The organism is Thermus thermophilus, from assembly GCF_019974155.1.
Classification (GTDB): domain Bacteria; phylum Deinococcota; class Deinococci; order Deinococcales; family Thermaceae; genus Thermus; species Thermus thermophilus_C.
This window is the reverse complement of record NZ_AP025158.1, coordinates 143,971-163,114: the sequence shown is the minus strand read 5'-3', so window position 1 is coordinate 163,114 and position 19,144 is coordinate 143,971. Positions and strand designations below refer to the sequence as shown.

Here is a 19,144-nt window from a genome sequence, read left to right as displayed (position 1 = left end):
GCCGCTTTCACAGGAAGTCCCGGTACACTCCTTTCAGGGAAGGTGGGGCCTATGAAATCCCTCGACCTGGGTGCCCTAAAGGTCCACATATTCGGGGGCTACCGCGAAATTGGCGGCAACCAAATCCTTCTGGACACAGAGGCTGGATCTTTGCTTCTGGATTTTGGCAAGGCCTTCGCCCGTTGGGGAAACCACTTCACCGAATTCCTCACCCCTCGCTCAGGCTTGGGCTTGCGGGACCTTCTCTTCTTAGGCCTTCTACCCCCTATCCCTGGTCTTTACCGGGACGGAAACGACGACACCCTTTTCCCCTCCCCCCGAGAGAGGAGTCTCCTGAAGGCGCAACTGGACGGGGAAAAGGTCCTAGCCCTCCTCCTCACCCATGCCCACTTGGACCATTCTGGCGCGGTGGCCTATTTGCGTAGGGACCTTCCCGTAGTGGCCACCGCGGCCACAGCCGCCATAGCTAAAGCCATGCAGGACGCTTCGCAGGTGGGCCTTGACGGGGAAGCCGCCTACTTGAACCCCCGCATCCTGGATCCCAATGAGGGTGTCCTTGCCGCCAAGGGCAAGAGCTACCTCCGCCGTCCCTTCCGTCTTCTCCACGGACAGCTGTCCCACTTCCCCCAAGCCTCACCCGCCAAGACCAAGGCCTTGGAAGGCTTCCTTTGGGAAGGAGCTCCTGATCCCCTCGATTTAGGCCCTTTCCGGGTGAAGGCTTTCCCCGTGGACCACTCCATCCCCGGAGCCTGTGCCTTTGCTCTAGACACGCCCGAGGGTCTGGTGGTGTACACCGGGGACCTGCGCCGCCACGGGCACTGGGGACAAAAGACGGAGGACTTCCTACAGAACCTGGAGGACAAGGAGGTTTTCCTGCTCATCACGGAAGGGACTCGGCTAGGGCGGGACTCCAAGACCTACACCGAGATGGATGTGAAAGAGGCCCTCCACCGACTGCTCAAGGGACACCCCGATGCCCCCGTCGCGGTGGATTTTGCCCCTCGCAACCTGGAACGCCTTCTCTCTACCCTGGAGGTAGGGGAAAGCCTGGGACGCAAGCTGGTGGTCACCCCCAAGGACGCCTACCTCCTCATGGCCCTCTCCGAAGCCGAGACCACCTGGAGCGATGTTCTTTCGCGGGTCAAGGTGCTTCGGGAGGGCAAGGGCCGCAGGCCAGGGTGGGAGGAGGCGGTTTGGGACGATGGAAGGGTTGATGCCATCACCCTAGAGGAGATCGCAAAGGGCCCTGAGGCGTACGTGCTAGCCTTCGGGTTCTACGAGGTCAACCGCCTCCTGGACTTCCGCCTCATGGAAAGGGACTTGGGCAGGCCCTCCCGGACGGGAATCTACGTCTTCAGCAACTCCTACTGGGCGGACCAAGAGCAGATCCTTGACCTCAAGGTGCTCCTCCAATGGCTCGCGGCCTTGGATTTTCGGCTTTACCCAGAAGACCTTGCCAAACTCCCCTCAAACGCAGGGGAAGTGGGCAACCCCTTCCACACCTCCGGTCATGCCCCCGAAGGGTTTCTCCTGGAGATGGTGCGCCGTCTCAAACCCAGGTACCTTTTGCCGGTGCACACCGAGCAACCCGAGCGGTGGCTGGAGCTCGTAGGGGACGAGGTCAAGGTCCTGTTGGCGGAGTGAAGGGGACGGCCCTGCCATCTTGATCGGGCTAGACCAGAAGGCCGGGGATGAAGCAGAATCCCCCTAGGGGGTCCCGACATGGCCCGAGGCAGAGGAGGAGGGAGCGTTTACTTCAACCGGCGGCTGAACAAGTGGGTGGTGGAGGTCCGTTGGGTCGAGGAGGCCACGGGAAAGACGGCCCGTGTGGTCAAGTACGCGGACACCAGGCGGGAGGCCGAGGCGTTGCGGGCCGAGTTGGTGAGCCAGCGGCATAAAGGCCTCCTGGCCGTTCCCAGCCGGGCCACGGTCCGGGAGTTTGCCTTGCACTACCTCAAGCAGCTGGAGGCCGAGGGCCTGAGGCCAAACTCCCTCCGGCTCGCCCGCCTGGAGTTGGCCTATGCGATTCCTTCCCTGAAAGACCCCAACCAGCCGGATCCGTTCGGCTCCCTGAGGCTCCAGGAAGTGAAGCCCCTTCACCTGCAGGAGGTCCTGAACCGGGTGAGGGAAGGCTACGCCCCCCGAACGGTGCGGAAGGTCTACACCCGGCTCAAGGCCCTCTTTCGGGAGGCCGTGGCCCTGGAACTCCTTGTCCGCAATCCCGCGGAAGGGCTCAAGCTCCGTCTGCCGGAGGGGGAAAAGGCCGCTCGGGCTTTGGAACCCTGGGAGATCGAGCAGCTGCTCGGGGAAGCCGACCGGTCCCGGAGCCGGGAGATGGCCCTCTTGCTCCGTCTGGTCCTGGAGACCGGACTCCGCAGGGGGGAAGCCCTGGCCTTGCAGTGGAAGGACGTGGACCTGGAGCGGGGAGAGCTTCGGGTCTGGCGGGCTTGGGTCAAGGTGAACGGCAAGGGAAGCTTCACCTCCCCCAAGACCCGGGCGGCCAAACGGATCGTCCCCTTGCCCCCTGGTCTTGGGGAACGCCTTCGGACCCTGCGGGAGGAGCTCCTGGAACGGCTGACCCCCAGGGAACTTGAGGAGACCTTTCTCTTTGGCGGGGACCGGCCCTTTGACCCCGATGCCTTCAACCACTACCTCCGCCGCCTGGCCCAAAGGGCAGGGCTAGGGAAGGTGAGGGTGCACGACTTGAGGCACACCTGGGCTACCTTGGCCCTCTCCCGCGGCATTCCCCTGGAAGTGGTGAGCGAGCGGCTCGGCCATGCCAGCCCCAACGTCACCCTAGGGATCTACCGCCATCTCCTGGAGGAGGAGCGGCGAGGCTACGTCCTGGACCTGGAGGCCCTGCTCAAGGGTTCGCAGCCCCGGCCCCAGGCTTGAGGCCAACTGCCATAAAAACTGCCATAAATGGGTTTCCCCGCCTCACTTCCGAGGCGGGGAGTTTTGGGTTTCCATCATGGTGGGCGGCAGAGGATTTGAACCTCTGACCTCTCGCTTGTAAGGCGAGTGCTCTGGCCAGCTGAGCTAGCCGCCCGTGGTGACCCCAGGGGGAGTCGAACCCCCGCCTCGGCCTTGAGAGGGCCGCGTCCTAACCGCTAGACGATGGGGCCTCGGCTTGGTGGGCCGTGCAGGATTCGAACCTGCGACCTACCGATTAAAAGTCGGTTGCTCTGCCAGCTGAGCTAACGGCCCAATAGCCTTTGTGATTATAGGCCAAGGGGAGAGGGTTGTCCACCGCTTAGCCGGCCCTGCCTCTCAGGCGCTCCATGAAGCGCAAGCCGAACCCCTCGAGGGCCACCCGCCGCTTCAGGGTCTCCAGGGAAAAGGGCCTGGGAAGGAGGGCCTCGAGGGCCACCTTGGGCAGGGGAGCTTCCTCCAGGAAGGCGAAGAAGCCGGGGTCGGCCCAGGGAGGCACCCAGGCCCCGCTCCGGCAGAGGAAGACGCGGTGGAACACCCCTTCCACCCTCCCCCCGGGGTCCACTTCCCGGGCCACGGGCACCCTTGGCTCGGGCTCCAAGGAAGGGTCCCGCCAGGGGGGGTAGTAGACCCGAAGCCTCGCCCCCAGGCGGTGGTAGAAGACCATCCAGTCGTCGCAGGCGGGCTCCTCCCCCAAGGGGCGGTAGCCCGCGTCGTGGTGGGCGTCAAAGAGGACCACCTCCTCCACGCCCCGGCGCACCTTGGGGTGGAAGGCGAGGGCGTTGCTTTCGGCGTAGTAGAGCACCGCTTCCCGCGCGAAGCCGAAACGCCCCCAAAATCCTTCCCAACCCCGGGCCTCGGGCAGGGGAAGCCCCCGGAGGAGGAAGGCCAGGGCCCGCTCCTCCCAGGCCTCGAGGAGGTAGTAGGGGGTCTCAAAGTGGGCCCAGGCGAAGAGGGGGGCCAAGGGGTCCTTGGGGTCTTGGGGCACGGGGAAGAAGTAGTCAAAGTCCACCACCAAAAGCCGCATCCCTCCCCTTTTCATAGCAAAGCCCCCCGCCTAGGCGGGGGGCTTTGGGGCCTTCTTGGCTACCAGACGTAGAAGAGGATGACGATCACCAGCCAGACGGCGTCCACCAGGTGCCAGTACATGCTGGCGGCCTCGAGGGTGCCGTGGTTATGGAGGGTGATCTTGCCCCTAAGGGCCTGCAGGTAAGCGAGGATCAGGCCGAAGCCCCCGATCACCACGTGCAGGCCGTGGAGGCCCACGATGGTGAAGAAGGCCGCCGTCCAAAGGTTCTCCTGCCAGCTGGAGTGGCTGTGGAACTGGTAGAACTCCCAGGACTGCACCAGGAAGAAGAGGACGCCCAGGAGGATGGTGACGAGAAGCCCGAAGCGGAAGGGGTTGAACCGGCCCCGCCTGAGGTCGTGGTGGGCGAAGTGCACGGTGAAGGAGGAACTCACCAGGAAGAAGGTGTTGAGGAGGGCGAGCCACAGGGCGGGCCGTTCCTCAGGGGGCGTGGCCGCCCCGGAGAGGCGCAGGTAGAGGTAGCCCGCGATGAGGATGGCGAAGAGGCCCACCTCGGAGACGATGAACCAGGCCATCCCCATCCAGGCGTTGGACTTGCCCGTGACCGTGTGGTGCTCCACCGGGTGGCTGTACTCGTCCTCCAGGGCCCAGCGCACCAGGCCGTAGGCGAAGAGGGCGAGGAAGACCCACATCCAGACGTTGGGCACGGGCAAGGCGGCCACGCTCACGAAGAAGGCGAAGAGGGTGGCCGCGGAGTAGAAGGGCCAGAAGGAGCTGTTGGGCAGGTGGATGTGGGCCGGGTCCTCGGGCTTGAGCTCCACCCCCTTCTTCGCCCAGTCGTAGAGGGGCCTTTCGGAGGGGAACTCGGCGGGAAGCTTCACGTCAAAGTTGTGGGCCTTGGGGGGCGAGGCGGTGAGCCACTCCAGGGTGTAGCCGCCCCAGGGGTTATCGGGGGCCTTGGGGCCGTAGCGAAGGCTCTTCCACATGGTGTAGATCCAGACCAGCCCGCCCAGGCCCAGGATGTAGGCGCCGATGGTGGAGAGGAGGTTGAGCTCGGGCCAGCCGGCGATGTCGGCGTTGTAGGTGTAGTAGCGCCGGGGCATCCCCAGGTAGCCCAGGGCGTACTGGGGCAGGAAGGTGAGGAGGTAGCCCACGAGGAAGAGCCAGAAGTGGAGCCGGCCCAGCCTCTCGTCGTACATCCGGCCCGTCATCTTGGGCCACCAGTAGTAAAGCCCGGCGAAGGCCCCGAAGCCGGAGCCCGCCATGAGGACGTTGTGGAAGTGGGCCACCACGAAGTAGGAGTCGTGGAACTGGTAGTCCAGGGGGGTCATGGAGAGCATGACCCCCGTGATCCCTCCCAGGAGGAAGTTGAAGATGAAGCCCAAAACCCAGTAGAGGGGGGTCTTCATCTGCAGCTTCCCGCCCCAGAGGGTGCCGATGATGTTGAAGAGCTTGACCCCCGTGGGCACGGCGATGAGGGCGGTGAAGAAGGCGAAGGCGATCTGGAAGAGGGTGGACTCGCCCACGGTGAACATGTGGTGGGCCCAGACCATGGTCCCCAGGACCACGATGCCCATCTGGGCCCAGACCATCTGCTTGTACCCGAAGAGGGGCTTCCGGGCGAAGGTGGAGGCCACCTCGGCGAGGATGCCGAGGTAGGGGAGGAGCATCACGTAGACCGTGGGGTGGGAGTAGAACCAGAAGAACTGCTGGAAGAGGACGGGGTCCCCGCCCACGGCCGGGTTGAACCAGGAGAGGCCGATCTTCCGCTCCAGAAGCACCAGGAGGCTGGCCGCGGTGAGCCCCGCCAGGGAGAAGAGGTTGAGGACGCTGGCGGCGAAGACGCTCCAGACGTAGATGGGCATCTTCCAGAGGCTCATCCCCTGGGCCCGGAGGTTGTAGATGGTGGCCACGAAGTTGGCGTTGCCGAGGAGGCTGGAGAAGCCCAGAAGGAGGATGGCCGCCAGGTAGAAGTCCACCCCGCTTCCCGATTGGGCGGAGAAGGGGTAGTAGAAGGTCCAGCCCACCGCCGGGGCCCCGCCGGGGAAGAAGTAGCTCATGAGGGCGAGGACGATGGCCCCCAGGAAGGCCCAGTAGCTGAAGGCGTTGATCCGGGGGAGGGCCACGTCCCTCGCCCCCAGCATCAGGGGCACCACGAAGTTGCCGAAGCCGGTGAGCCCGGCCTGGATGATGAAGAAGAAGAGCATGGTGGCCCCGTGCAGGGTGAGGATCTGGTTGTACTGCTCCCCGGTGAGGAACTGGTTGTTGGGCACGGCCAGCTGGGTGCGGATGAGGAGGGAGAAAACCCCTGCCAAGGCGAAGGCGAAGAAGGCCGTGGCCGTGTACATGAGGCCGATCTTCTTGTGGTCCACCGTGGTGAGCAGGTCCCAAAGGACCGCCCAAACTCCCGCTTTCGGCTTTGCCGTGATCGCCATCCCGCACCTCCCTTAGAACTTGGGCAGGGCCCCGAAGTCAAACCCTTCCACCTTGAGCCCCTCCAGGTAGCGCACCAAAGCGTCCAGGTCCTCCTCGGAGAGCTGGGGGAAGCCGGGCATCTTCACCCCAGGCTTCATCCCCGCGGGGTCCCGGATCCAGGCCTTGAGGTTTTCCGGGGTGTTCTCCACGATGCCCGCCCCCAGGCTCGTGCGGTTCCCCCAAAGCCCAAGCTCGGGCCCGATGACCGCGGGGGGCATGCTCCGGGCCACGCCGTGGCAGGCGGCGCAGTTCTGCTGGAAGACCTGCTGGCCCCGTTCGTCGGCCACGGGGGCCGGGGAGGCCTTGGCCGCCTCCACGAAGCGGTCAAACTCCTCCTTGGGGAGGACCACGACGCGGAAGAGCATGCGGGCGTGGCTCGCCCCGCAAAGCTCAGCGCAGAAGCCGTAGTAGAGGCCGGGCTCCTTGGGTTCAAAGGAGATCCGGGTCGTTTGTCCCGGAATGGCGTCCCGCTTCCCGGCGAGGCCCGGCACCCAGAAGGAGTGGATCACGTCCTTGGAGGTGATCTCCAGCTCCACGGGCACCCCGGCGGGGAGGACGAGCTCGTTGGAGTTGCGCAGGCCGAGCTCGGGGTAGTGGAAGTCCCACCAGAACTGGTAACCAACGACCTCCACCTTCATGGCCCCGGGGATGGGCCGGTTCACCTGGATGAGGGCCTTGGCCGTGAGCCCGAAGAGGATGAAGACGATGGCCAAGGGGATCAAGGTCCAGATGACCTCCAAGCGGTCGTTCCCGTGGATCTGAGGAGGTTCCTCCTGGTCCTCAGGCCTTGCCCGGAACTTCCAGGTGACGTACGCCAAGGACCCGGCCACCACCAGGAAGATCAGGAAGGAGAAGAAGTAGACCCAGGGGAAGAGGAAGGCCACCTCCTGGTTGAAGGAGCCCCCGGGGTGGGTGATGGCCACCCGGTGGGCCTCCTGGGCCAGGGACAGACCCCAAAGACCTAGCGCCGCGAAGCTTCTCCGCATCCCGTTACCTCCCTTTACACTGCCCGGTCTACCGCCATGGCCGCAAAGAGCAGGGCCAGGTAGAGCATGGAGTATTTATACAGGGAAACCGCGGTCCTCCGCTCGGGCCGGCGGTAGAGGGCCAGGCTTTTCAGAAGGAGAAGGGCGTTGAGGAGGAGGCTTGCTGCGAGGTAGAGGAGGCCGAGCTCCCCGAGGAAGAGGGGCATCAGGGAGATCAGGGCGGTGAGGAGGGCGTAGAGGGCGATCTGGATCACCGTGGCCCGCTCCCCCAGGACCACGGGGAGCATGGGCACGCCCACCGCCCGGTAGTCGTCCTGGATCATGAGGGCCAGGGCCCAGAAGTGCACCGGCGTCCAGAAGAAGATGAGGGCGAAGAGGTACCAGGCGAAGAGGCTGAGCTCCCCGGTGACCGCGGCCCAGCCCACGAGGGGCGGGAAGGCCCCAGCGGCCCCGCCGATGACGATGTTGTGCCAGGTGCGCCGCTTGAGGTAGAGGGTGTAGACCAGCACGTACCAGATGAGGCCCATGAGGGCGAGGGTGGCGGCGAGGAGGTTCGCCCCCCACCAGAGGACGGCGAACCCCAAGACGGCGAGGGCGAAGGCGAAGAGGAGGGCGTCCCGGCTGGAGACCCGCTGGGTCACGGTGGGGCGCTTGGCGGTCCGCTTCATGCGGGCGTCAATGTCCCGGTCCACCACCATGTTGATGGCGTTGGCCGCCCCGGCCATCATGTACCCCCCTAGGGCCACGGCGAGAAAGACCCCGAGGCCGGGCCAGCCCTTGGCGGCGATGAGGGCACCGAAGAGGGCGGTGAAGAGGAGGAGGCTGATCACCCGGGGCTTGGTGAGGGCGAGGTAGTCCCGCCAGGTGGCCCCGCCCGTGCCCCGGTGGACCTCCGCCCCGCCCTCCCCAAGCTCCACCCGCCTGGCCCCCCGCTCCAAGGCGGAGGCGGCGAGGAGGACGAAGAGGAGCCAGATGGCGTAGGCCAGGAGGAGGTGGAGGATTTGCATCCAGACCGGGGCCTTCAGGGCCACGTTCACGAGCCCCGCCAAAAGCTGGACCCCGTAGAGGTAGGCCAGGGCCTGGGCCAGCCGCCGGCCAAGGGGGGAGGGGCGCAGGTGGGCCACCAAGAAGCCGGCGAAGACCACGTAAAGCCCCACGCTTACGGCGATCAGGGGGTGGAGGACCCTGAGGCGCACGAGGAAGTGCTCGCCCGGGGTCAGGGAGCGCTCCAGGGCCTCGAGGGTGTTCCGCACCGGGAAAAGGAGGTCCCCCAAGGCGGTGACCGCCCCGCTCATCCCCAGGAAGAGGAGGGCGAGAAGCCCGAGGAAGAGGGCGAGCCCCACGGCCCCCTGTCCCCGAAGGCGCAAGGGGGCTCCCCTGGAGGCCCACCAGGCGGTGAGGGCCAGGGCGGCGAGGAGGAAGTAGGTGTTAACCAGGTGGACCATCTGGACCACGGCCCTCTCAGGGCTTACGTTGTCCGCCGTCCAGCCGAAGAGGACCAAGGAGGCCCCCACCAGGCTCTCCGTAACCATGAAGAGGAGGGCAAGCCCGGCGCCGAAGCGGGCCGGGTGCCCCTTGGGGAAGGCCCGGAGCGCCCAGAGGAAAAGCGCGAGGACGGAGAGGAAGGCCAGGCCCGAGGTGGCCCGGTGGGTGAACTCAATGAGGGTCTCCACCTGAGGCGCGCGGGGGATCACCTCCCCGTTGCAGGTGGGCCAGTGGGAGCCGCACCCCGCCCCCGAGCCCGTGGCCCGCACGTAGGCCCCGAAGAGGGCCACGAGGACGTTCCAGAGGAGGACGCCCCAGGCGTAGCCGGCGAGTCTGGACCAAGCAGGGGTCTTCATCCCTACGCTCCCGTCAGCGGCTCCCATTCTGCCACAGGGACCCTCTGCGTGGGTGGGTACATTTGTCCCTTACCCCCGCTATACCCCACCCAGGGTAATACCCGCCACCCCTATGGCACAAGCCCCCCGGGGCTGGTGTAAGAATGGGCCATGCGCGAGGCCTTCCTCAAGGTCTGGGAGAACCCGTACGTGCGGGTCGCCGCCTACCTCCTCTTCTTCTACGGCCTCTTCCTTTTGGTGGCGCGGGCCTGGCCCGCCCTTTCCGTGCTCCTCGCCGCCTTCGCCTTCGCCTACCTCGTCCACCCCTTGGTCCAAGCCCTGGAAAGGCGCCGTCTGCCGCGGGCGGTCGGGGTGCTCCTCGTCTACCTGCTCCTCGGCCTCTTCCTCGCCCTGGCCTCCTTCCTCGCCGCCCAGACGGTGGTGGAGCTTTCCCGCCTGGCCCGGGACCTGCCCCGGCTTCTGGACCCCCTCTTGGCCTGGCTCGTGGCCCTGCCCGACCGGACCCAGGCCGTGCCCGTCCCCGAAAGCTTGAGGCCCGTCCTGGAGGAGCTCACCCGCAACCTCCGGGGCCTCCTCCAGGGCTTTTTGGAGGCCCTCGTCCGCTGGCTCCAGGGGCTTCTGGCCCAGGGGGGAAGCCTCCTCGGGTTTTTCACCTCCCTCCTCGGCGGGGTTTTCCAGCTCTTCACCGCCTTGATCCTCTCCGTCTACTTCCTTTACGACCTTCCCCGCCTGGGCCGGGCGGCCCTCGCCGTCTTCCCCGAGCCCTACCAGCCCCTGGCCCAAGACCTCGCCGCCAAGCTCAACGCCAGCGTGGGCGGCTACGTGCGGGGGCAGCTTTTGGTGGCCCTTTGCGTGGGGTTTCTCGTGGGGCTGGGGTTTTGGCTCGTGGGGGTGCCCCTGGCGGCGAGCCTGGGGTTTTTGGCCGGGGTCTTCAACCTCATCCCCTTCGTGGGGGTGGTGGTCTCGGGGGTGCCGGCCCTCCTCCTCGCCGCCACCGGGGGGGTAGGGAAGGCGGCCTTGGCCCTTTTGGTCATGGTGGTGGTCAACCAGCTGGAGGCCCACGTCCTCGGGCCCCTCATCGTGGGACGGGCCACCCGCCTCCACCCCGTCACCGCCATCGCCGCCATCCTTACGGGAGGCACCCTCTTCGGCCTCTGGGGGGCCCTCCTCGCCGTCCCCGCGGCCGCCTTTCTCAAGGTGGTCCTCGAGGACTACTACAAGGGAAGCCGCTTCTACCGCGAGGGCTGATCCGCTCGGCCGGGCCAGAAGCGAGGCCCTTTGGCCGGGGCCCCCGTGCGGGCTTGGGCCCGCACGGGGTGGCTCAGGGAAGCCGCTCCTCCCCCGCGGTGAGCTCCGCTGGCTCCAGCTTTTGGGGCAGGACCAGGTTCAGCACCACGCCCACCAGGGCGGCCAGGGCCATGCCGCTCACCTTGAGGGGCACCGCCGCCCCGGCCACCTGGACCGTGCCCAGCTGGGCCACGGCCCCGCCCAGGCCCAGGACCAGGATGGCCGAGACCACGATGAGGTTGCGGCTATGGGTGAAGTCAATCTCCGCCTCCGCCAGGGTGCGGATGCCGATGGAGGCGATCATGCCGAAAAGGAGCATGGAGATGCCGCCCAAGACCCCCTGGGGCAGGGTCTGGAGGAGGGCGGCGAGCTTGGGGGAGAAGGAGAGCAGTATGGCGAAGACCGCGGCGATGCGCAGGACCAGGGGGTCATAGACCTTGGTCACCGCCAGGACCCCGGTGTTCTCCGAGTAGGTGGTGTTGGCGGGGCCGCCCAAGAGCCCGGCGAGGCTCGTGGCGAGCCCGTCCCCGAGGAGGGTGCGGTGGAGGCCGGGCTTGGCGAAGAAGTCCTTCCCCACCACCCGGCCGTTGGTGAGGATGTCCCCGATGTGCTCCATCACCGTGACGAAGGCCACGGGGGCGATGAGGAATACCGCCCCCCACTCTAAGGTGGCCGGGGTGAAGGCGGGTAGGCCGAACCAGGGAGCCTCCCGCACGGGGGAGAGGTCCACCCGGCCGAGGAGGAGGGCGAGGAGGTAGCCCGCCCCCACCCCCACGAGCACCGGGATCATCTGGAAAAGCCCCCGGAAGAAGACGGCGCTCGCCACGGCCCCCAAGAAGGTGAAGACGGCGAGGAGCCAGTCCTTGGCCGCCATCTGCACCGCCACGGGGGCCAGGGTGAGGCCGATGACCACGATCACGGGGCCCGTGACCACCGGGGGGAAGACCCGGCGCACCCTTTCGGAGCCGATGAGGAGGACGAGGAGGGCGAAGAGGGCGTAGACGAGCCCCGCGGCCGCGATCCCGCCCCCGATGGCGGCTAGGGAGAAGCCCGCCTCCTTGGCCGCCAGGATGGGGGCGATGAAGGCGAAGCTGGAGCCCAGGAAGACGGGGACCATCCGCCCCGTGACCAGGTGGAAGACCAGGGTGCCCGCCCCGGCGGTGAAAAGGGCCACGGCCGGGTTGAGGCCGGTGAGGAGGGGGACCAGGACCGTGGCCCCGAACATGGCCACCGTGTGCTGGAGGCCCAGGATAAGGTGCCTTGGCGTCATACTGGGGAGATTGTATTCGGTCCTCCAGGTCCGGTAAACCCCAAGGAGCCTCTTGCCGGGGCTACCAGTGCCCCCCGGCGGCCAGGGCCTCGCGGAACCAGGCGGGCACCTCCCGGCCGAAGCGCCTCCTTGCGAACTCCCGGGCGAAGTCCCCGTAGCGCCCCTCGCGGATGGCCTCCCGGGCGGCCTCGGTGAGGCGGTGGAGGTGGCGCAGGTTGTGGAGGGAGAGGAGGATCCCCCCGAGCATCTCCCCGGCCCGCACCAGGTGGGCGAGGTAGGCGCGGCTAAAGGTCTTACAGGTGTAGCAGTCGCACCCCTCCTCCAGGGGGCGCTTGTCCTCCAGAAAACGGGCGTTTTTCAGGTTGAGCCGCCCCTCCGGCACCAGGGCGCTCCCGAAGCGGCCCGTGCGGGTGGGGTAGACGCAGTCAAAGAGGTCCACCCCAAGCCCCATGGCCGCCACCAGGTCCTCGGGGTGGCCGACCCCCATGAGGTAGCGGGGGCGGTCCTCGGGGAGGAGGCGGGTGGAGAGCTCCACCATGGCGAACATGGCCTCCTTGGGCTCCCCCACGGCCAGGCCCCCGATGGCGTAGCCCGGGAGGTCAAACCGGATCGTCTCCAGGGTGGAGCGGCGCCTTAAATCTGGCTCCGTCCCCCCCTGGGCGATGCCGAAGAGGGCCTGGTCGGGCCGGGTCTTGGCCTCGAGGCTCCGCTCCAGCCAGCGGAGGGTGCGCTCCAGGGAGGCCTGAAGGTACTCCCGGGGGGAAGGGTAGGGGGGGCACTCGTCAAAGGCCATGATGAGGTCGGCCCCCAAGGCCTCCTGCACCGCGATGCTCCTTTCCGGGGTGAGCTTGATGAGCCGCCCGTCCAGGTGGCTTTGGAAGACCACCCCCTCCTCGTCAATGCGGCGCAGGTGCCCGAGGCTCATCACCTGGAAGCCCCCGGAGTCCGTGAGCCAGGGGCCTTCCCACCCGGCGAAGCCGTGAAGCCCCCCGAGGGCCCTCACCCTTTCCGGGCCCGGGCGGAGGAGGAGGTGGTAGGTGTTGGCAAGGAGGACCTGGCTTCCGATGGCCTTCAGGTCCTTGGGCATGAGGCCCTTCACCGAGCCCGCCGTGCCCACGGGCATGAAGAGGGGGGTCTCCACCGCCCCGTGGGGGGTGGAAAGCCTCCCTGCGCGGGCCCTGCCCGCCCGGGCCTCCACCTGGAAGCGGAAGGGGTCCATCAGGCCTTGGGGGCGAAGCGGGCCTTGACGTAGTCCTCCACGAGCCTAAGGAACTCCTCGGCGATGCCCTCCCCCTTGAGGATGGTGAGGAGCTTGCCGTCGGCGTAGACCGGGGCCTTGGGCTCCTCCCCCGCCCCCGGGAGGGAGATGCCGATGTGGGCGTGCTTGCTCTCCCCGGGGCCGTTCACCACGCAGCCCATCACCGCCACCTTGAGCTCCTCCACCCCGGGGTAGCGGGCCCTCCACTCGGGAAGCCTTTCCTTGAGGCGGCGGGAGACCTCCTCGGCGAGCTCCTGGAAGAAGGTGCTGGTGGTGCGGCCGCACCCCGGGCAGCTCGTCACCTCGGGGGCGAAGGCGCGAAGCCCCAGGGCCTGGAGGATCTCCTGGGCCACCTCCACCTCCTTGGTGCGGGGCTCGCCCGGGGCCGGGGTAAGGGAGACCCGGATGGTGTCCCCGATGCCCTCCAGGAGGAGGGGGGCCAAGGCGGCGGCCGAGGCCACGATCCCCTTCACCCCCATCCCCGCCTCGGTGAGGCCCAGGTGGAGGGGGGCTTGGGTGCGGCGGGCGAGCTCCCGGTAGACCCACACCAGGTCGCGCGCCTTGGAGACCTTGGCGGAGAGGACGAGCTTGTCCGGGCCAAGGCCCATCTCCAAGGCGGCCTCATAAGCGCGCACGGCGCTTTCCACCAGGGCCTCGAGGACCACCTCGTGGGCGCTTTTGGGCTCAGGGCGCTTGGCGTTTCGGTCCATGAGCTCCGTGAGGAGGGCGGGGTCTAGGCTTCCCCAGTTGGCCCCGATCCTCACGGGCTTCCCTAGGTCCATGGCGATGCGGACCATCTCGGCGAAGTGCTCGTCCTTGTGCCGCCCCCGGCCCAGGGTGCCCGGGTTGATGCGGAACTTGTCCAGGGCCTCGGCCATCTTCGGGTACTTGCGCAGGAGGAGGTGGCCGTTGAAGTGGAAGTCCCCCACCAGGGGCACCTCCACCCCCTCGGCGAGGAGCCTCCGCTTGATCTCGGGCACGGCCTTGGCCGCCTCCTCGTCGTTCACCGTGAGGCGGACGATCTCGCTTCCCGCCCGGTAGAGCTCCAGGACCTGGGCGGCGGTGGCCTCCACGTCCCGGGTGGGGGTGTTGGTCATGGACTGCACGGCGATGGGGTGGGCGCCCCCTATGGGGACGCGGCCCACATAGACCGTGGGGGTAGGTCGCCTCATCCCCTCCATGCTAGCCGAGGCCCGGTGGGTAAAAGGGGGGGCGGGCTACCCTTCCAGCTCCATCCCCATGATGTGGTAGCCCGCGTCCACGTAGACCACCTCCCCGGTGATGCCGCTCGCCAGGGGGGAGAGGAGGAAGAGGCCGAGGTTGCCCACCTCCTCCTGGGTGATGTTCCGCCTGAGGGGGGCGGTCTGGGCCACCCGGTCGTACATCTTGGTGAAGCCGGGGATGCTCCTCGCGGCCACGGTGCGCACGGGCCCCGCGGAGATGGCGTTCACCCGCACGCCCTTGGGCCCGAGTTCATAGGCCAGGTAGCGGACGCTGGCCTCGAGGGCCGCCTTGGCGACGGCCATGACGTTGTACCTGGGCACCACCTTCTCGCTGGCGTAGTAGGTGAGGGTGACGATCCCGCCGCCTTCCCGGAGGAGGGGCTCCGCCCTTTGGGCGGCGGCCACCAGGGAGTAGGCGGAGACCTCGAGGGCCAAAAGCCAGTCCTGGCGCCGCGTGTCCAGGTACCTCCCCTCCATGGCCTCCCGGGGGGCGAAGGCGATGGCGTGGACCAGGTAGTCTAGCCCCCCAAAGGCCTCCCTCACCCCGGCGAAGAGGGCGTCCAGCTCCGCGTCTTGGGTCACGTCCGCCCGGAAGAGGAGGGCGCCCCCTAAGGCCTCGGCGAGCTTTTCCGCCTCCGGGCGGAGCCTTTCCGCCTGGTAGCTTAGGGCCACCTCCGCCCCCGCCTGCTTGAGCTTCTCGGCGATGGCGAAGCCTAGGCTCCGCTGGTTGGTGACCCCCATGACCAGGGCCTTTTTGCCCGAAAGGTCCACGGTGAGCATGGGGGGATTATACCGAAGGCGAGGGGCCCAACACGAAAACGCCTTCCAAGGAGGCCGCCAGGGCAAGCCGTTCGTCCAGGGTCACCAGGGGCAAGGCTTCTGGGTCCCCCTCGGCCGCCACCAAGAGGGAGGCCAGCTGAAGAGCGTCCAGGGTTCTCAAGGGATGGGCCTGGAGGAGGCGGAGGGCCTCCCGGCGCACCCTTTCCGTGGGAAGAACCTCGTGCCAGGCGGCCTTGAGCCTACGAAGGCGCTTCAAGGCCAACGCGTGGTCTTGGTCCTTCAGGCCTCCTTCCCGCCGCCTCCGGGCCAGGGCCGAAGCGGCCTCCGCCTCCGTGATCCAGGCCGCCACCATCTCCCCGTCCTCGGCGAGGAGGCTTTCGGCCCAGGGCGTGGCGGCTTCCCGCACCAAAAGGGGAACGAGGGCCGAGGTGTCCCAGAACCTCATCCCTCTTCACGCTCCTCCAGGAGGGCGCGGAGGACGCTCTCCTTGGGGGTAGGAAGGGGAAGGTCTTCCAGGTTGGGCCTTCCCTTTCCCCGCCGGAGGAGGCCTTGGCGCTCAAGCCGAAGAAGCCCTGAAGGGCCCAGGGCCGGGCTGAGGCGGGCCACGGGCACCCCCCGGTCCAGGATGAGGACCTCCTCCCCCGCCTGCACCTGACGGAGGAGCTCGGAGAGGCGGTTTTTGGCCTCGCTCACCGAGACGGTCCGCATGTGTCCATTATAGCCAGAAAAAAAGGGCCTGTTAGGCTGGTTTACACTGAGGCATGGTCCGGCTAGAGGACTATGGCCCTTGGGAAGAGGCCCTGTGGCGGCTTGAGGAAAGCCGCAAGGCCCTCCTCGCCCTGCTTCGGGGGGCGGACCCCGCTTGGCTTTCCGCCCCCTTGCGGGAAGGGGCCTGGACCCCCCTCATGGTGGCGGAGCACGTGGCCTTGGTGGAGGACTCCACCGCCCGGGTCCTGAGGCGCTTAAGGCGCCTTGCGGCCGGGGAGAACCTGCCCCCCGTTTCCGTGAAGCCCGGGGAGTTCAAGGACGGCAAGCCCCAGGCCCCCGAGGGGGTGCGGCCCAAAGGGGGCCTTTCCCTGGAGGAGGTCCTGGCCCTTCTGGACAGGACCCGGGCTTTCCTCCTGGAAGAGGCGGGAAAGTCCGACCCCCAAAACCCCGCCACCTTTCCCCACCCCTTCTTCGGGGAGCTGAACCCCTTGGGCTGGCTCAGGGCCGCCGCCTACCACGAGGCCCACCACCTGAGGGCCCTTCAGGAGGCCTGGTCCTCCAGGTAGCGGGCGAGCCAGGCGTTGAGGCGCGCCGGGGATACCCCCCGGATGGCCTCCACCTTTCCGTTCCACTCCAGGACCACCCCGGCGGTGGGGCTTCCCACGAGCTCGGCGATCTTTCGGGCGGCTTCCGGGTCCTGCCGGGCGTTCACGAACTGGAAGGGGATGCCCTTCTGGGCCAGGAACATCTTCACGATCTCGCAGGGACCGCAGCCGGGGATGCCGTAGAGCCGCACCATACCCCTAAGGGTATAAGGCGGTCCGCCGGGGTTCAAGGCGGAACGTCCGGTAGAGGGGGCCTGGCCCCCCTGTTCCGCTACGCCCTCCCGATGAGGCGGGGGCCCCTTACCCTCGGGCTTCGGGGCCCCGTGGTCGCGGCCTTCACCCTCGCCTTCCACCGGCTAGCGGCGGAAAAGGTTGAGGAGGAGGGAGAGGAGGAGGGAGAGGAGGAGGGCGGAGGTGATGGGGATGTACACCCTTAGGCCCTCCCGCTCAATGCGGATGTCCCCGGGCAGGTGGCCGAACCAGGCGAAGAGCTTGGGGAAGTAGAGGAGGAGGAGTCCGAGGAGAAGAAGGAAGGCTCCGGCGTAGACCAGGACCTTACCCGCTTCCATCCTTCACCTCCAGGTAGGCGGTGAGGGCTGCGCCCAGAAGCCCGGCCTCGGCTCCCAGGCGGGCCTTCCGCAAGGGGGGGGTCTCCCAGCCCTGGAGGTAGCGGCGGTAGGCCCCCTCCAGGGCCTCCCAGTAGCCTTCGGGGGCGTTCAGGGCGAGCCCCCCGCCCACCACCACCACCCCGGGGTCAAAGGCCTTCACCAGGCTGGCGAGGCCGATGCCCACGTACCGGGCGGCCTGGAGGACGAGGCGCTCCGCTTTGGGGTCCTTGTCGCGGAAGAGGCGGAAGAGCTCCCGCGTGTCCACGGGGCGCTGGAAGGCGTAGGTGGCCTCCCGCTCCAGGGCGCGGCCCGCGGCCAGGGCCTCGAGGCAGCCCTCCAGTCCGCAGCCGCAGGCGGGCCCCCCGGGGAGGAGGGTCAGGTGGCCGAGCTCCCCGCCCTGTCCTCGCTCCCCCCGGAGCACCCTTCCCCCAAGGACCACCCCGCCCCCGATCCCCGTGGAGACGGTGAGGTAGAGGGAGCTTTCCTCCCCTTGGGCCGCCCCCAGGTGGTGCTCGGCCAAAGCGGCGGCGTTGGCGTCGTTTTCCAGGAAGACGGGCCTTCCCGTGGCCTCCTCCAGGATCCGGCGGATGGGGAAGTCCTGGACCCCCGGGATGTTGGGGGCGAAGCGGATCACCCCGCGGCGGAAGTCCAGGGGGCCGGGCGTCCCCAGGCCGATGGCCTCCCCCCGGACCCCTGCCTCTTTCTCCGCCCGCTCCGCGGCCTCGGCCAGGGCCTCGGCCACCCGCTCCCCGCCCTCCTTGGGCGTGGGGAGGACCACCTTGGAGAGGAGCCTCTTTCCGTCAAAGACGCCGGCGGCGATCTTGGTGCCGCCCAGGTCCAGGCCCACCACCTTCACGGCACGTCCTCCCGCAAAAGGGCCTCGGCCTCGCCCAGGACCTCCTCGGGCACGTACAGGGCCACGTCCCCCATGTAGGTGCCCGTGGCCGCCTCGGGCAGGCCGGGGAAGGGGGTTTCCAGGTAGACCGGGAGGCCCCGGGCCTCGAGGCGGGCCTTCATCCCCTCGGCCACGGGCCTCGGGGCCACGAGAAGCCTGCGGTAGGGTTTCCCTGCGATCAAGCGGCGTTCCATAGGGCCTCCACCAGCCGCACGTAGGCCTGGGCCGCCTCCTCCACGGCCCGCAAGGGGACGTGCTCCATGGGGGTGTGGGCCAAGGCGGGGTCCCCCGGGCCCAGGCCCAGGACGGGGGCCTTGGCCCCGAGGTAGGGGGCATCGGTGGTGAAGGGCCAAAGCCCCGCCTCCTCCTGTCCCAGGGCCTGGAGAGCCCGGCGGAGCAGGGGGTGGTCCTCCGGGAGGCGGTAGGGGGGCCAGAGGGCGGGGAGGGTCATCCGCACCTCCCCGGAGGCCCTCTCCTCCTCGGGCAGGTAGACCGAGGCCGGGCCCAGGGTGCGCAAGGCGGCGAGGAGCCCGTCCAGGTCGGCCTCGGGCTCGTAGCGCACGTCCAGGTAGAGCCGCACCACCCCGGGGGTCTGGTTCCGGGCCCCGGGGTAGGTGTCCACCCGGGTGGGGGTGAGCTTCACCCCGGGGGGCAAGGGGAGGTCCTGGAGGGCGAGGAGGTAGGCCCCTAGGTCAAAGAGGGGGTTTTCCGGCCCGGCGAGGGCGGCGTGGGTCTCCCTGCCCTCAAAGTCGGCCCACACCTCCGCCCGCCCGCGGTGCCCCCGCATGAGCCGCCCCGAGGAGGGCTCCCCCAGGACGAAGGCCAGGGGGGAAAGCCTTTCCGCGGCGAAGCGGCTCCCGAGGCCCCCCACCTCCTCCTGGACCACGGCGAGGAAGCGGACCCGCCCCTTTAGGGCCCCCCGCGCCAGGGTTTCCAGGGCGAGGAGCATGGCCACCAGGCTCCCCTTCATGTCCACCGCCCCCCGGCCCCAAAGGGCCCCTTCGGCCACGGCCCCCTGGGGGTAGGGCCAGCGGGCAGGGTCGCCCACGGGCACCACGTCCATGTGCCCGGTGAGGACCACCTCGGGCCCCTTCTCCCCGAGGAGGGCTTCCACGTTGCCCGCCTCGTCCAGGGTGGCCTCGAGGCCCATCCCCTTCAGGGCCTCGAGGAGGAGCCCCGCCGCCTCCCCTTCCTCCCCGGGGAGGCTTTCCGCCTGGACGAGGCGGGAGAGGAGCCTGACCCAGTCCACG

At 68.3% G+C, this 19,144-nt stretch carries 19 protein-coding genes and 3 tRNA genes; 4 read left to right on the top strand and 18 right to left on the bottom strand.

Going from position 1 to position 19,144, the window contains the following annotated elements; translation table 11 throughout:
- Nucleotides 1-51 precede the first annotated feature (51 nt).
- Together TthTMY_RS00960 and TthTMY_RS00955 are read left to right on the top strand one after the other, a co-directional pair.
- A complete protein-coding gene (locus TthTMY_RS00960; RefSeq protein ID WP_096411567.1) occupies nucleotides 52-1,644 on the top strand; it encodes an MBL fold metallo-hydrolase in 1,593 nt (530 codons plus the stop codon).
- A gap of 78 nt (nucleotides 1,645-1,722) precedes the next feature.
- Nucleotides 1,723-2,895: a tyrosine-type recombinase/integrase gene (locus tag TthTMY_RS00955; protein ID WP_096411565.1), complete on the top strand. Its 1,173-nt coding sequence runs from the start codon at nucleotides 1,723-1,725 to the stop codon at nucleotides 2,893-2,895.
- Between the two features lie 77 nt (nucleotides 2,896-2,972).
- On the opposite strand, the gene TthTMY_RS00950 is transcribed toward TthTMY_RS00955, so the two are convergent.
- From TthTMY_RS00950 to TthTMY_RS00920, 7 genes are all read right to left on the bottom strand, one after another.
- Nucleotides 2,973-3,049, bottom strand: a tRNA-Val gene (locus TthTMY_RS00950).
- 1 nt (nucleotide 3,050) lies between these two features.
- Nucleotides 3,051-3,125: transfer RNA gene (locus TthTMY_RS00945), tRNA-Glu, on the bottom strand.
- Between the two features lie 6 nt (nucleotides 3,126-3,131).
- Nucleotides 3,132-3,207, bottom strand: a tRNA-Lys gene (locus TthTMY_RS00940).
- A 46-nt stretch (nucleotides 3,208-3,253) separates the two neighbouring features.
- A complete protein-coding gene (locus TthTMY_RS00935) occupies nucleotides 3,254-3,973 on the bottom strand; it encodes a hypothetical protein (protein ID WP_096411563.1) in 720 nt (239 codons plus the stop codon).
- 44 nt (nucleotides 3,974-4,017) lie between these two features.
- A complete protein-coding gene (ctaD, locus tag TthTMY_RS00930) occupies nucleotides 4,018-6,393 on the bottom strand; it encodes a cytochrome c oxidase subunit I (RefSeq protein WP_223903330.1) in 2,376 nt (791 codons plus the stop codon).
- 12 nt (nucleotides 6,394-6,405) lie between these two features.
- The gene (coxB, locus tag TthTMY_RS00925; RefSeq protein ID WP_096411561.1) at nucleotides 6,406-7,419 is read right to left on the bottom strand and encodes a cytochrome c oxidase subunit II; all 1,014 of its coding nucleotides are present in this window, start codon (nucleotides 7,417-7,419) and stop codon (nucleotides 6,406-6,408) included.
- 14 nt (nucleotides 7,420-7,433) lie between these two features.
- Nucleotides 7,434-9,260 (bottom strand): heme o synthase, encoded by a 1,827-nt coding sequence (locus tag TthTMY_RS00920; protein WP_223903329.1) that lies wholly within the window; start codon nucleotides 9,258-9,260, stop codon nucleotides 7,434-7,436.
- 150 nt (nucleotides 9,261-9,410) lie between these two features.
- Between TthTMY_RS00920 and TthTMY_RS00915 the strand changes: the two genes are divergently transcribed.
- Nucleotides 9,411-10,508: an AI-2E family transporter gene (locus TthTMY_RS00915; protein WP_223903328.1), complete on the top strand. Its 1,098-nt coding sequence runs from the start codon at nucleotides 9,411-9,413 to the stop codon at nucleotides 10,506-10,508.
- Between the two features lie 73 nt (nucleotides 10,509-10,581).
- Here the strand turns inward: TthTMY_RS00915 and TthTMY_RS00910 are convergent, their stop codons facing one another.
- The 6 genes from TthTMY_RS00910 to TthTMY_RS00885 form a co-directional block, all read right to left on the bottom strand.
- Nucleotides 10,582-11,817, bottom strand: a complete 1,236-nt coding sequence (locus TthTMY_RS00910) for a uracil-xanthine permease family protein (protein ID WP_096411559.1) — start codon at nucleotides 11,815-11,817, stop codon at nucleotides 10,582-10,584.
- A gap of 61 nt (nucleotides 11,818-11,878) precedes the next feature.
- The gene (gene tgt / locus TthTMY_RS00905) at nucleotides 11,879-13,036 is read right to left on the bottom strand and encodes a tRNA guanosine(34) transglycosylase Tgt (protein ID WP_223903327.1); all 1,158 of its coding nucleotides are present in this window, start codon (nucleotides 13,034-13,036) and stop codon (nucleotides 11,879-11,881) included.
- Nucleotides 13,036-14,256 carry a flavodoxin-dependent (E)-4-hydroxy-3-methylbut-2-enyl-diphosphate synthase gene (gene ispG, locus TthTMY_RS00900; protein WP_223903326.1) on the bottom strand — a complete coding sequence of 407 codons (1,221 nt, stop codon included), beginning with the start codon at nucleotides 14,254-14,256 and terminating at the stop codon, nucleotides 13,036-13,038. Before ispG ends, tgt begins: the two co-directional genes overlap by 1 nt.
- A 36-nt stretch (nucleotides 14,257-14,292) precedes the next feature.
- Nucleotides 14,293-15,078: an enoyl-ACP reductase FabI gene (locus TthTMY_RS00895; protein ID WP_223903325.1), complete on the bottom strand. Its 786-nt coding sequence runs from the start codon at nucleotides 15,076-15,078 to the stop codon at nucleotides 14,293-14,295.
- A 7-nt stretch (nucleotides 15,079-15,085) separates the two neighbouring features.
- The gene (locus TthTMY_RS00890) at nucleotides 15,086-15,523 is read right to left on the bottom strand and encodes a type II toxin-antitoxin system VapC family toxin (RefSeq protein WP_096411557.1); all 438 of its coding nucleotides are present in this window, start codon (nucleotides 15,521-15,523) and stop codon (nucleotides 15,086-15,088) included.
- Nucleotides 15,520-15,786, bottom strand: a complete 267-nt coding sequence (locus TthTMY_RS00885) for a type II toxin-antitoxin system Phd/YefM family antitoxin (protein ID WP_096411556.1) — start codon at nucleotides 15,784-15,786, stop codon at nucleotides 15,520-15,522. Before TthTMY_RS00885 ends, TthTMY_RS00890 begins: the two co-directional genes overlap by 4 nt.
- A gap of 53 nt (nucleotides 15,787-15,839) precedes the next feature.
- On the opposite strand from TthTMY_RS00885, the gene TthTMY_RS00880 reads away from it, so the two are divergent.
- The gene (locus tag TthTMY_RS00880; protein ID WP_096411554.1) at nucleotides 15,840-16,352 is read left to right on the top strand and encodes a DinB family protein; all 513 of its coding nucleotides are present in this window, start codon (nucleotides 15,840-15,842) and stop codon (nucleotides 16,350-16,352) included.
- Here the strand turns inward: TthTMY_RS00880 and TthTMY_RS00875 are convergent.
- The 5 genes from TthTMY_RS00875 to TthTMY_RS00855 form a co-directional block, all read right to left on the bottom strand.
- Complete coding sequence (locus TthTMY_RS00875) at nucleotides 16,328-16,585, bottom strand: glutaredoxin family protein (protein ID WP_096411552.1); 258 nt, start codon at nucleotides 16,583-16,585, stop codon at nucleotides 16,328-16,330. The two genes, TthTMY_RS00880 and TthTMY_RS00875, sit on opposite strands and share 25 nt — an antisense overlap.
- A gap of 162 nt (nucleotides 16,586-16,747) precedes the next feature.
- A complete protein-coding gene (locus TthTMY_RS00870) occupies nucleotides 16,748-16,960 on the bottom strand; it encodes a DUF2905 domain-containing protein (RefSeq protein WP_096411550.1) in 213 nt (70 codons plus the stop codon).
- Complete coding sequence (locus TthTMY_RS00865) at nucleotides 16,947-17,855, bottom strand: glucokinase (RefSeq protein WP_223903324.1); 909 nt, start codon at nucleotides 17,853-17,855, stop codon at nucleotides 16,947-16,949. The genes TthTMY_RS00870 and TthTMY_RS00865 overlap by 14 nt, the downstream gene beginning before the upstream one ends.
- Nucleotides 17,852-18,088 carry a hypothetical protein gene (locus tag TthTMY_RS00860; RefSeq protein ID WP_008632575.1) on the bottom strand — a complete coding sequence of 79 codons (237 nt, stop codon included), beginning with the start codon at nucleotides 18,086-18,088 and terminating at the stop codon, nucleotides 17,852-17,854. The genes TthTMY_RS00865 and TthTMY_RS00860 overlap by 4 nt, the downstream gene beginning before the upstream one ends.
- Nucleotides 18,073-19,143: a M20 family metallopeptidase gene (locus TthTMY_RS00855; protein WP_223903323.1), complete on the bottom strand. Its 1,071-nt coding sequence runs from the start codon at nucleotides 19,141-19,143 to the stop codon at nucleotides 18,073-18,075. Before TthTMY_RS00855 ends, TthTMY_RS00860 begins: the two co-directional genes overlap by 16 nt.
- Between the last annotated feature and the right edge of the window lies 1 nt (nucleotide 19,144).